Here is an 11,548-nt window from a genome sequence, read left to right on the forward strand (position 1 = left end):
ACCGACAGGGGCGCGAGCGTCGCGAGGGGGGCGGTGAGGGCGGAGTGGTCGGAGTAACCCGTGGGCGGTTGAGCGGCGTACTCGGGGAACGCCGTGGTGGCCTGCGCGGCGTACTCCGGGAGCCCGGTGCCGGTCTGTGCGGCGTACTCGGGAAACCCGGTGGTGGCTGACGGCGCGTACTGCGGTGCCTCGATGCCGAGTTGACCGGTCTGCGCGGTGTACGCCGGAAGGGCGGTGCCGGTCGGCGGGGTGTACGCCGGGACGGTGGTTCCGCTCGGCGGGGTGTACTCCGGCGCCCCGGTGGCGAGTTGAGGTCTGTACTCGAAGGAGCCGGTGTCGGTCCGTGCCGTGTACTCCGGGACCCCGGTCACGGGCTGCGAGGTGCCCAGGGCGGGGAAGCCGCCGGTGCCGGTGAGGTCCTGCGGGGTCGGTTCCGGAGCCCATGAGGGGGACTGGGCCGGCGCGGCGGTGAGGGCGGCCTGGGCCGGTTCCGGCGCGCCGGGCAGGGCGAGCACGGGCTTGGCGGCCAGTTCCGGAAGGGATCGTTCGGCCGGCTTCGCCTCGCGTGCACGCACCGCGTCCGCGGTGGCACTCGCCGGGCGCTGACGGCTCGGCTCGGCCCGGCGGTTGGCGACGCGATCGGCGGGCAGGGACGCCTCGATGACGGGCCCCATCTTCGCGCGGGCCGAGCCGTACCACTGCCGGGCGATGGCGTCGAGGGAGGGGTCGCCGCCCGACCTGCTGCCGCCGTCCGACCTGCTCCCGCCGCCGGTCGACGAACCGCTGCGGCCACGGGTGCTCGACGCCGTTCCGGCCGCGCGCGTGGCGTTGTAGGTGCCCGAGTCGTCCTCGGCCCGGTTGTAGAGGCTGGTGATCCGCCGGTTCACCTCGTCAGGGCTGGGTACCTCGTCCGCCGCGGCGTTGCCTGTCTGCGACAGCAGGGCCGCGGAGGCCATGGCGGCCGTCGCGAGGGCGGAGTTGCGCTTGGCGGGGAGGCTGAACCCTCCATCGCGCGAAGTTCGATCCGGCGCCATGAAAGTCGTGCCCCTTCCGTCGTGCTGCTCGCCGTCAACCTAACCAACTTGTGAGGCTCGCGTGAAGATTGAAGTGTGAAAAGCGTGAGATGTAACTGTGACCTTCGTCGCGTAAGGCCACTGCTCCCGCTGCGCGTCACCCCCTGCGCCGCTGTGCGCGCCACGCCTCGTAGTGGTCGAGGACCGTCTCCTCGACCGGCCGGTAGTCGATGCCCAGCTCGTGCACGCTGCGGCTGTTGTCCACGCGGAAGCGGATGCCGAGGTGCCCCCGGATGTAGTCCTGGGTGAGCCCGAACGCGGGGCCGAGGACGCGCACGGGCCAGTGGGGGAGCGCGGTGCGCGGGATCCGCGGATCACGGGGGTACCGGCTGCGGATGATGCGGGACATCTCGTGGAACGACGTCATCGTCTCCGCGGCCAGGATGTAACGGCCCTTCGCGTCCGGCCGCTCCGCCGCCGCGATGTGCGCGTCGGCCACGTCACGCACGTCGACCGTGGTGAAGCTGAAGTCCGGGGCGCCGTAGAAGAAGTAGCCCTTGAACAGTTCCTCCAGGAGGAAGAGGCTGCCGGACTCGGATGCGGGTGTCAGCGAAGGGCCGAGGATCAGACCGGGGTTGACGGACACCATCCGCCAGCGGTCCTGTGCCGCCTCCGCGTCCCAGGCCGCGCGCTCGGCGACCGTCTTGGCGTAGTGGTACGGGTTGTTCTCCACCGTGCTGCTGGTGTTGAAGTACCTCTCCGACAGGACCTGCCCCTCCATGTCCCGCACGTCGGAGTAGTCGCCGAAGATCGCGCCGACCGTGGAGGTGAACACCAGCCGCTCCACCGACGCCGTCCGCCCGACACCGGCCAGGACGTTGCGGGTGCCGAGCAGCGCGGGGTCGACCATGTCCCTGCGGCCGTCCTTGATCCTCTCCGGCATGAAGAACGGCGAGGCCACATGGAAGACCACACGGCAGCCCGCCATGGCCTCGTCGAAGGAGCGCTCCTTGAGCAGGTCGGCCTCGAACAGCGTGAGAGCGCCGGGGAATTCGTCCTGCATGTCCCGCAGCGGGCGCACCTTCGCCGGGTTGGTGAGACTGCGCACGGTGGCGTGCACCTCGTATCCCCGCTCCAGCAGCCGCCGCACCAGATGGCTCCCGACGAACCCGCTGCCACCGGTCACCAGGACTGTGTCCATGCCCGCGCTCCTCCACCCAGGGGGTGACATTGAAGCACCGGTGCAGGCCTGTTGCTCATGGCGCCGTCCGGGGCGGGCAAGTCCTCGCTGCTCAACGCCGGACTCGTCCCAGCGTTGCGCGCCGGCGCGCTGCCGATGGCTGGGGTGCGTGAGTGGCCGGTGGCGGTCCTCACCCCGACGCCCGGCCCGCTGGAGGAACTCCTGTCCCGGACCTCCGAGGCACTAGGGCGTGTTGCGAAAGTCCCGCCTGCCTCGCGACGCCATGCACGCGCCTGACGCCGCGAGGCCCGCCCTTCGGGCGAACGACGGGACTTTCGCAACACGCCCTGGGCGAGGACCTGGGCGTCACGGCTGGCGAACTCCGGGAGGACCCGTCCGCGCTGGCCGGGGCGGTCGCCCGGGCGAGGTTCCGGGCCGCGGCGGGGGACCGGGCGCCGACGGGAGACCGGGTCCGCACGGAGGGGCGAACTCCGGTGGGAGACCGCACCCGGCCCCGCCGAACCGACCGTGAACCCCCGGCGCAGCTCATGACGGGCCTGCCGGTGGACCGGTGCCGGAAAGGAGGCTGAGCCGGAGGGGGAGGAGGCACGGCAGGGCGCCCGGGATCACCGGGCGCCCTGGTTGGTCCCCCTTCGTCTACCAGCGGGGAAGGCGCAGTTCGTAACCGGGCCGGAAGCGGCGCATGTACCCGGTGTCGTCCCGGCTGCGCATTCCCGAGTCGAGGTAGAGGCGGTGCAGACGGTCCAGGGCCTCCTGGTCCAGTTCCACACCGAGGCCGGGACCCGTGGGCACCTTGACCTCGCCGTCGCGGAACTCCAGGACGCCCGGGCGGATCACGTCGTCGGCGTGGTTCCACGGGTAGTGGGTGTCGCAGGAGTGGTCGAGGTTGGGGATGGCCGCGGCCACGTGGGTCATGGCGGCGAGGCTGATGCCGAGATGCGAGTTGGAGTGCATCGACAGGGCGATCCCGAACGCCTCGCACACCGCGGCCAGTTCCCGCGTGCGGCGCAGACCGCCCCAGTAGTGATGGTCCGTCAGCAGCACCTGGATCGCGCCCTGTTCGATCGCCGGCCTCAGGTGCTCCCAGGCGATCACGCACATGTTGGTGCCCAGCGGCATCGGCGCGTTCTTCGCCACCGCCGCCATGCCCTCTATGCCCTTGGTCGGGTCCTCCAAGTACTCCAGGACACCGTCCAGTTCACGTGCCACGTACGCCGACGTCTCCACGGTCCACGCCACGTTGGGGTCCAGCCGCAGCGGCTGCCCGGGGAAGGCGTCCGCGAGCGCCCTGATCGCGGCGATCTCCTCGTCGGGCGGGAAGACACCCCCCTTCAGCTTGAACGACCGGAAGCCGTAACGTTCCTGCATCAGCCGGGCCTGCGCCACGATCCCGGCCGGGTCCAGGGCCTCGCCCCACTCGTCTCCCACGGCCGCGCGGCCGTCCAGTGCGGGGTGCTCGGCCCACTTGTAGAAGAGGTACGCGGCGAACGGCACCGAGTCCCGGACCGTCCCGCCGAGCAGGTCGCTGACCGGGCGGCCCAGCAGCTTGCCCTGGGCGTCCAGACAGGCCACCTCGACGGCGGAGCTGGTCCAGCCGCGTTCGTGCGAGGAGGGCACCGTGGGCAGCAGGGCGGCGTCGATCGCGGCGGAGACGGCCGTGGTGTCGAAGACGTCCATGCCGACGACGACCTTCGCGGCCGCCTCCAGTCGTTCCAGACGGGCCACCCCGCCGGGGGACTCACCCAAACCCACCGTGCCGTCCTCCAGCACGAGTTGGAGGATGATCCGCAGGGCGAGCGGCTCGTGCACCCCGTTGGAGTTGAGCAACGGCGGGTCACGGAAGGCGATCGGGGTGACGATCAGTTCCTTGACGCGGGTCGGCTCGCTCATGCGCCGACCACCTCCAGACCACGGTCGATGAGCTTCGAGAGGCGCGCGACGTGCTGCGGAGACGGATCGACGAGGGGGGCTCGTACGCCACCCACGTCGAGACCACGCAGGGCCACTCCTGACTTGACCAACGCCACGGCGTACCCCGGTACTTCGTCGCGGAGCTGGACGAGGGGGCCGTAGAACTCGTCGAGGAGCGTGTCCACCAGCGGCCGGTCGCCCGCGGCGAGCGCCCGGTGGAAGGCGAGGGCGATCTCGGGCGCGAAGGCGAACACGGCGGACGAGTAGAGACTCACGCCGATGCCCTGGTAGGCGGGGGCGGTCATCTCGGCCGTCGGGAGGCCGTTGAAGAACTGGAAGTCCTCCGTGCCGGGGACGGCCCGCACCGCGCGCACGATGCGGTGCATCGCCTCGATGTCGCCGAGGCCGTCCTTGAGGCCGACCACACCCGGCAGCGCGGCGATCTCGGCGGCGGTCCGGGCGGTGAGGCGGGCGGTGCCGCGCTGGTAGAAGATCACCGGCAGGTCGCTGTCGGCGGTGACCTCCTCGACATAGCGCACCAGGCCCTGCTGCGGGGCCGTCACCAGGTAGGGCGGCAGCAGCAGGATGCCGTCGGCGCCCGCCCGGGTCACCCGGGCCGCGTGGTCGCGGGCGACCGGCGTGGGGCCGCCCGCGGCGGCGAGGACCGGCACCCGGCCCGCGGTCGTCTCGACCGCCACCCTGGTGGCCCGCTCCAGCTCGTCGGGTGTCAGCGCGTGGAACTCACCCGTGCCGCAGGCGACGAACACGCCGCCCGCGCCGGCCGCCACACCGCTGTCGATGTGCTGGGCGAGCCGTTCCTCGTCCAGCGAGCCGTCCGCGGCGAACGGCGTCACCGGGAAGAACAGCACTCCTTGGAACTTCATGTCTCCCTCAAACGTGGGGGGTCGGTGTCAGCCCTTGGTGGCACCGGCGGCGATGCCGGTGACCAGCGAGCGCTGGAGGAGCAGATAGACGATCAGGCTGGGGATCAGGGCGATGACCGCACCGGCGAGGACCACACCGGAGCCGACCACCGGGTCGGTGCGCAGGGTGGCCAGTGCGACGGTGACCGTGTAGTCGGTGGGGTCCTTGGCGGCGATCAGGGGCAGCAGGTACTGGTCCCAGATCATGATGAACCCGAGGACACCGGCCACGCCCAGCGCGGGCCTGCACAGCGGCAGGATGATCTGCCACAGCATCCGCAGTTCGCCGACGCCGTCCAGGCGGGCCGCCTCCTCGATCTCGTCGGGGATGTCCCGCATGAACTCGGTCAGCATCATCACCGAGAAGCCCCAGGCGCCCAGGGGCAGGACGACGCCCCACACCGTGCCCTTGAGGTCCGCGTGCACCACCGGCACGTCACCGAGGACCAGGGACAGGGGGATCGCGATGACCTCCTCGGGCAGCATCAGCGTCATCATGAACAGCATCATGATCAGCGCCTGGCCCCGGAACCGGTGCCGGGCCAGCGCGTACGCGGCCAGCGTGCACACCGCGAGCTGGAGCAGGAGCCCGCCGCCCGCGATGACCAGCGAGTTGCCGAGGTAGTCCCACATGCCCTGCGCGCCGGCCACCCTGAAGTTGGACAGGGTGGTGTCGTGCGGCAGGAAGGACAGCGAGGAGCCGCTGGGGTGGGTGGTGAAGGCGCCGGAGAAGATCGTCAGGAACGGTGCCGCGAAGATCGCGAGGGCGATCACGCAGAGCAGGATCCTCAGGCTCCAGGCGAGACCGGGCCTGTCGTTCCAGCCGAGGGCGGTGTCGAAGCGGGCCGGGGTGGTCCGCGTGTCCCTGGCGGTCCGTCCGGCCGGGGTGTCAGGGACCGCCGGCCGGACGGAGTCGATGACGGGGGCGCTCATCGCGCTTCTCCCCTCGTGCGGAGGTGGTTGACCAGGACGGTGAGCAGGAGCGTCACGCAGAGCAGGACGACCGAGGCCGCCGAGGCGCCGCCGATGTCGTTGCGGGTGAAGCCCAGGGTGTAGGCGCGGGTCATCCAGACGTCGGTCGACCCGGCGGGGCCGCCGCCGGTGAGGACGTAGACCTCGGTGAACACGCGCAGACCGCGGATCGTGGCGAGGGTGAGCACGATCATCAGCGCCGGACGGATCGCGGGCAGTGTGACGTGACGCAGGCGCTGCCACAGCGAGACACCGTCCATCGCCGCCGCCTCGTACAGCGAGCGGTCCACGCCCGCGAGACCGGCCAGGAAGATCACCATGTTGTACGGGGCCCAGATCCAGATGCCCATCACCATCGTCGAGTACAGCGCGATGTTGGGGTTGTCGAGGAACTGCACGGTGCCGAGCCCGAAGAAGTGCAGGCCGCTGTTGATCAGGCCGTCGGAGGTCGGGTAGTACATCAGCCGCCACAGCTCGCCGACGACCGCGGTGGCGGTGACGGCGGGCAGGAAGACGGCGGTGCGGAGGAACTTCAGCGAGCGGGCCTGGCCCTCCAGAAGCAGCGCGAGGGCGAATCCGAGCAGGATCGCGCCGACCGCCTGGCCGATGCCGAGGACCAGGGTGTGCCCGATCGCCTCCTGGAAGCGGTGGTCGGTGAGGACCCGCGTGTAGTTGTCGAGCCCGGTCCACTCGTTGCCGAGGAAGGGCCGCACGTGGAAGAAGCTGAGCCAGATGCCCTTGGCCATCGGCCAGAACTTGAACACCAGGGCCAGCAGCAGACCCGGGGCCAGGAAGAGCCAGGGGACGACGGCCTTCTTGGGGAAGGCCCGGTGTGCCGTGGGGGCGGATACGGTCGCGGTCATTTCAGCAGCCCCTGGTCCTTGAGGTCTCCGGCGAGCGTGTCGTTCAGCTCCTTGAGCTGGGAGCGGACGTCACCGCCGCAGTACGTGAAGATCGAGTTGAGCGCGTCGGCGGTGTCCTGCTTGATCGGGGCGAAGTCGGGCGCGTTCGGGAACTGCTGGGAGGCGGTCTCGTAGGCCTTCTGCACGACGCTCCAGCGGGCGTCGCCCCGCACCTTCGCCGCGTCCAGCGTGGAGTTGACGGGGATACGGACGACGGGCTGGTGGCCGTCGACGCTGGTCATGGCAATCCTCTGGCCCTCGGGCGACACCAGGAACGAGGCCAGTGCCAGCTCCTGCCCGTCCTTGCCGGTCTTGGCGCCGAGGTAGACGTTCTCGCCGTCGGCCAGCACGTCACCCCCGGCCGGGCCCGCCGGTGCGGGGACGACCTCGTAGGTGTCCTTGCCGGGCGTGGTGTCGTAGGTGGTGATGTTGTACGGGCCGGTCATGTACATCCCGGCGTTGCCGTCCTGGAAGTTGGTGGCCGTCCCGGTGACGGCGGTGATCGCGCCGGGCTGGACGACACCCTTCCGGCCGCAGAAGAGGCTCTCCTTCATCCAGGTCACGGCGTTCACCGCGGCGGCCGAGTCCATGGCCGGGGTGTACTTCCCCTTGCCGTCCGGCTTGATGATCTGCGCGCCGCCCTGCCACAGGAAGCTGGAGCCCCACATGGCCGCGTAGCCGTTCTGTGCGCTGGCCGGGGCGACGATGCCGTAGGTGTCGGCCTTGCCGTCGCCGTCCGGGTCCCGGGTGGCGAAGGCCTTGGCGACGGCGAGCATCTCCTGCCAGGTCGTCGGCGCCTTCAGCCCGAGCTTCTCCAGCCAGTCCTTGCGGATCATCAGTGTCTGGGCCTGGCGGGAGTAGGGGACGCCGTAGTGCTTCCCGTCGACGCCCACCGTGGAGGACCAGGACTTGGCGGAGATCTGGTCGCCGCCCGTGATCGAGGCCGGGTCGATCGGCTTGAGCAGCCCCTGGCTCTGGTAACTGCCCATCAGGGCCGTGTCGTTGATCATGACGTCCGGCAGGTCCCTGGTGGAGGCCCGGCTCTGGAGCTGCTGGTCGAAGTTGATGATCGGCTGGTAGTCGACCTTGATGCCGGTCTTCCTGGTGAAGGCGGCGAAGACCCGGTCGTAGGTGGCGGCGTCGTCCGGATTGCTCCGGGTCCACACCTCCAGCGTGTTCGGATCGTTGCCCGCCGCGCTGTCGGAGCCGGAGCCACAGGCGGCCGTTCCGAACATCAGTCCCGTGACGGTGGCCGCCGCGGCCAGGCGGCGTCGTCGTCGGCGATCGCCCATGGAGACACTCCGTTCATATCCGTGAACCCGCTTCACGAATCTAAATGATCGGCCAAGCTACGGATTGGTTCTTCCATATGTCAAGACATGGCTGGGAGTCTTCACAGAGGCTGTGCACGAACCCTTCGGGTACACGGGGGGCGAGTGCTGATCGGAGGTGCGGGGTGTACGACGACGCAGACGGCCCCGGTTCGGTGGCCACGCGGCTCACCGGCCGGACGGCAACCGGGGAGCGCCCGCTGTCCGGCGCGCTGACCGAGGTCACCCTCGACGACGGCCGGGCGGTGGTGGTCAAGCGGGTCGGCTCCCCGAACGAGGCCAGGGCCGAGGCGGCGGGCCTGCGCTGGCTGGCCGAGGCCGGCACGCTCCGGGTGCCGGCCGTGCACGGACAGGACGGCCGCCACCTGGTGACCGACCTGGTCCCGCGCGGTCGGCCCAGCCGGGAGGCGGCACGCGAACTGGGCCGGGCGCTGGCCGGGCTGCACCTCGCCGGAGCGCCCGCCTTCGGCTCGGCGCCGCCCGGCGGCCCCCGGGAGGCGAACATCGGGGGCGCACCCCTGCACAACGTCGAAGGCGCCCCGTGGCCCCGGTGGTACGCCGAGCACCGGGTGCTGCCGTATCTGCGGCACGCGGTGGACGACGGCACGATCACCACGGACGAGGCCCCGGTGATCGAACGGCTCTGCACGCACCTGCCCGCACTCGCGGGGCCCGCCGAGCCGCCCGCCCGGCTCCACGGCGACCTCTGGAACGGCAACGTCCTCTGGGGTGCCGACGGCCACGCCTGGCTGATCGACCCGGCCGCGCACGGCGGCCACCGCGAGACCGACCTCGCGATGCTCCACCTGTTCGGCTGTCCCCACCTGGACGAGGTGCTGCGCGGCTACGAGAGCGCGGCGCCGCTCGCCGACGGCTGGGCCGGCCGGATCGGCCTGCACCAGATGTTCCCGCTGCTGGTGCACGCCGTGCTGTTCGGCAGGGGCTACGCGGAACAGGCGCTCAGCACGGCGAAGGCGGCCCTGGAACGGTGAGTGCACCGGTCCGGGGCCGCCTGGGCTCGTGACGTCGCGGGCGAGGAGAGCGAAGGAACTGGGGCCATGAGAAGGCCGGTTTTCGAGACCGGTGAGAAGGAAGCTCCCTCATGGCCTCGCCGCACGCGTCATATCGAGGGCGAGGAGAGCGGAAGGGCTGAAATCCGAGCCCCATGGGGGCTCATCGCGTTGAGAAGGAAGCCCTTCCATTGCCTCGCCACGGGCAACGCTAACAGTTACTCGGGGATCAGGTCGCGCAGATTTTCCGGCGTGATGACCACCGACTCCGGGTGCAACCCCTCGGGACGCTCCAGGCCGATGTAGGTCACGGGCACGTCCGGCACCGACTCGGGATCCCAAGTCGTCACCTCCGTACCGCTGTTCGCCATCAGCGCGGCCAGGTGGCCGACCGTGAGCTGCTCGCGCTCCACGACGGCGCGCACCAGCGTCGCCACCGACACCTGGTTGCCCTCGACGCGGTTGTACGCCGGATGCCCCTTCAGGTACAGGTGCAGCCACCTGGCGTGCCAACTGCCGTCCCGCGCACGCCGGAACGCCAGTGGCAGCGCCACCCTGCCGGGACCGCGCAGCTCCGACTTCATGCGCACGGTACGCGCCTCGAAGGGCCGCCCCTTCTGCTCGCCCTCACGCAGCATGAACCCGAAGAACGACTCCTCGGCCTCCTCGAACCCCTCCCCGGAGTAGATGTTGACCTGGGGCACGATGTACGTGCCCCGCACCGCCCCGAGCCGCAGATTGATGAACTCCGAGGCTCCGTCCGGGGCGTCGGTGATGTCACCCGAGTGCTCGCCGTCCATCGAGCGGAGGTTGGTGTACGACAGCCACGACACCGTCTCGTACTCCGCATTCAGGAGCAGGGCCGACAGGTCGTAGTCGGTGACCTTCCGGGCCTGCTTCCAGTACACGAAGAACCGCAGCAGCTCCCCGTCGACCGGCGAGACGGAGCCGCGGGGCAGCACACCGAGCCCTGCGGAGGTGGCCCGCCCGCTGAGCGGAAGGGCCACACCGAGGACGTCGGGGTCGACCAACAGCCGCTCCGGAGCGGGGAGTCGACGAGCCGTTTCCGCGTCGAGCACGGTGATCAGCCGCTCCCGCTCCTGCTCCGGTACGGCCTGACGCGCGTCGTCGGTGACATGCGCGCGGCCGGCGCGGTTGATGAACACCCGCTTGCGGTCCGTGTCCCCGGACCGGTTGTGCAGGTACTCGCGCACCGACAGCACGACCCGTCCGGAGACCTCCGGGGCGACCTCCTCGACGGCGGCCACCACGGCGTCCCGCTCCTCCTGCGTGCGCGCGGTGCGCAGCAGCCGGTCCAGCGCGCGGAACAGCTTGCCGGGCGCGGACTTCAGCAGCAGCACGGCCCCGGAGACGTCGTCGGCGCCGAGCAGCGCCTCGACGCGGGAGTCGAAGCTGTGTGCCTTCTTCTCACCCCGGGCGACGGCGAACACCTCGGCCGCGTACGGCCACTGGGGGTGCTCGTGCGGATGCAGACGCTCGCCGAGCCGCTTGAAGGCCTCACGGTGCGTGAGGACGTCGGCGATCTTGGCGGGAGCCCGGGCGACTACCTCGTCCAGCCCCGCGAGCAGGGCGCGGCGCGCCGGCCGGGACAGGCCGCGGAACCGGGTCGGCTCCTGGAGGCTCACGTCTCCGCCGGACAACGCGCAGGCCAGCCGCAGCACATCGGTCACGGTGTCGAGGAGCAGGCCCGAACCCGCCTTCAGCCGGGCCTCGTTGACCACGGCACGGTTCTCCCGCACCGGGATCGTCTCCGGCTGGGGGCCGTCCGCGCAGTGCTCGGCGAGCACCTTGAGATCGGCCAGGTGCTCGTCCCCGAGCGGCGTGCTGCTGCCGGCCAGCGCCAGGTACAGGGCGGAGAGCTCGTCCTCCAGGGTGCCGCCCAGGTGCAGGACGGTCAGCCGGTCACCGACCGCCGCCGTCAGCTCGTCGTGCGCGGCGAGCATCTCCTCGTACGTGTGGCGGTAGTTGCCGTACGACGGCAGGGTGAGCAGGTTGATCACGCCGTTGCGCAACTGGGCGAGGACGCCGGAGCGGGCCTTGCCGTCCTCCAGGGCCTCGCGCACACAGCGCATCCAGAACTCGAAGGTGTCCGGGACGTTGGCCGGGAAGTCCTTGAAGTAGACGTTGTGCTCCACGTGGTCGCCGGTCATCCCACGGACGGCGGCGAGCGTGGGCGCGGCGGTGCCGAGGACGGTGCTCTCGGACAGCCCCGACAGCGTCCTCAGCGCGTCGGCCGACAGCTTGAAGCCGACGGACATCAGCGC

The 11,548-nt window shown here is 70.8% G+C and carries 9 protein-coding genes and 1 pseudogene; 2 read left to right on the forward strand and 8 right to left on the reverse strand.

The genetic code is table 11. The features are described 5' to 3' along the window. Together EHS43_RS24715 and EHS43_RS24720 are read right to left on the reverse strand one after the other, a co-directional pair. A pseudogene (locus EHS43_RS24715) lies at positions 1-1,034 on the reverse strand (hypothetical protein); the annotation flags it as partial. A 136-nt stretch (positions 1,035-1,170) separates the two neighbouring features. Beyond that, positions 1,171-2,214 carry an NAD-dependent epimerase/dehydratase family protein gene (locus EHS43_RS24720; protein WP_125192955.1) on the reverse strand — a complete coding sequence of 348 codons (1,044 nt, stop codon included), beginning with the start codon at positions 2,212-2,214 and terminating at the stop codon, positions 1,171-1,173. Positions 2,215-2,271: 57 nt separating this feature from the next. On the opposite strand from EHS43_RS24720, the gene EHS43_RS49000 reads away from it, so the two are divergent. Beyond that, positions 2,272-2,490 (forward strand): hypothetical protein, encoded by a 219-nt coding sequence (locus EHS43_RS49000; protein WP_369009052.1) that lies wholly within the window; start codon positions 2,272-2,274, stop codon positions 2,488-2,490. 360 nt (positions 2,491-2,850) lie between these two features. On the opposite strand, the gene EHS43_RS24735 is transcribed toward EHS43_RS49000, so the two are convergent. The 5 genes from EHS43_RS24735 to EHS43_RS24755 are packed head-to-tail and all read right to left on the reverse strand — an operon-like array spanning position 2,851 to position 8,214. Further along, a complete protein-coding gene (locus tag EHS43_RS24735; protein ID WP_125192956.1) occupies positions 2,851-4,104 on the reverse strand; it encodes a glucarate dehydratase family protein in 1,254 nt (417 codons plus the stop codon). Beyond that, on the reverse strand, positions 4,101-5,009 hold the full coding sequence (locus EHS43_RS24740; RefSeq protein WP_125192957.1) for a 5-dehydro-4-deoxyglucarate dehydratase: 909 nt from the start codon (positions 5,007-5,009) through the stop codon (positions 4,101-4,103). Before EHS43_RS24740 ends, EHS43_RS24735 begins: the two co-directional genes overlap by 4 nt. A gap of 27 nt (positions 5,010-5,036) precedes the next feature. Further along, positions 5,037-5,981 (reverse strand): carbohydrate ABC transporter permease, encoded by a 945-nt coding sequence (locus EHS43_RS24745; protein ID WP_125192958.1) that lies wholly within the window; start codon positions 5,979-5,981, stop codon positions 5,037-5,039. Beyond that, positions 5,978-6,883, reverse strand: a complete 906-nt coding sequence (locus EHS43_RS24750) for a carbohydrate ABC transporter permease (RefSeq protein WP_125192959.1) — start codon at positions 6,881-6,883, stop codon at positions 5,978-5,980. Before EHS43_RS24750 ends, EHS43_RS24745 begins: the two co-directional genes overlap by 4 nt. Further along, entirely contained in the window at positions 6,880-8,214 is a 1,335-nt protein-coding gene (locus EHS43_RS24755) for a sugar ABC transporter substrate-binding protein (RefSeq protein WP_125192960.1), read from the reverse strand. The genes EHS43_RS24750 and EHS43_RS24755 overlap by 4 nt, the downstream gene beginning before the upstream one ends. Positions 8,215-8,378: 164 nt before the next feature. Between EHS43_RS24755 and EHS43_RS24760 the strand changes: the two genes are divergently transcribed. After that, positions 8,379-9,245, forward strand: a complete 867-nt coding sequence (locus EHS43_RS24760) for a fructosamine kinase family protein (protein ID WP_260470692.1) — start codon at positions 8,379-8,381, stop codon at positions 9,243-9,245. Between the two features lie 236 nt (positions 9,246-9,481). Here EHS43_RS24760 and EHS43_RS24765 read toward each other — a convergent pair. Beyond that, positions 9,482-11,548, reverse strand: a 2,067-nt coding sequence (locus EHS43_RS24765; protein WP_125192962.1) for a TerD family protein, incomplete at its 5' end; no start/stop codon positions are given.

Origin of the sequence: Streptomyces sp. RP5T, assembly GCF_003933965.1 — a bacterium.
Lineage (GTDB): Bacteria > Actinomycetota > Actinomycetes > Streptomycetales > Streptomycetaceae > Streptomyces.